This is a genomic window from Vibrio sp. 1562 (genome assembly GCF_033340155.1).
Lineage (GTDB): Bacteria > Pseudomonadota > Gammaproteobacteria > Enterobacterales > Vibrionaceae > Vibrio > Vibrio alginolyticus.
In genome coordinates, this window is sequence record NZ_JAWOVY010000645.1 from 1 (window position 1) to 558 (window position 558).

Genomic DNA, 558 nt, shown 5'->3' on the forward strand with positions numbered 1-558 from the left:
CTGTACTTCTTCATGACCAATCAACTGCGATGCGTTGTTGGTTAATAACTGACTTAGATGCGTTGCCAATACCGTCGATGAATCCACCACGGTATAACCGAGAGCCTGAGCGTGCTCGCGCTGCTCTTCACGAATCCACACGGCTTCTAGGCCGAATGCCGGGTCCATGGTCGGTTCGCCATCAATCATGCCGTAAACCTGACCAGGGTTAATCGCCAATTCTTGGTCTGGGCGAATTTCCGGTTCACCCACCGCAACGCCCATCAGGGTAATTCTGTAGCTGTTTGGCGTCAGCTCAAGGTTGTCGCGAATGTGTACAGCTGGGATCAAGAAACCAAAATCTTGTGAGAGCTTTTTACGAACGCCTTTGACGCGCTCTAATAACTCTCCGCCTTGGTCACGATCCACCAGCGGGATTAATCGATACCCCACTTCTAAACCAATAATATCAACAGGTTGAACGTCATCCCACGACAACTCACGTTGAGAAATCGGCTCGCTGCCATCTTCTGCTTTCGCAGGTAATGCTGGTTCTTTTGCTTTTTGCTTCTGACGCTT

General features: G+C 50.0%; 1 protein-coding gene. It reads right to left on the reverse strand.

Features of this window, described 5'->3' with window-relative positions; genetic code table 11:
* Positions 1-558, reverse strand: a 558-nt coding sequence (locus R7Z49_RS26855) for an FHIPEP family type III secretion protein (protein ID WP_318112711.1), incomplete at both ends; no start/stop codon positions are given.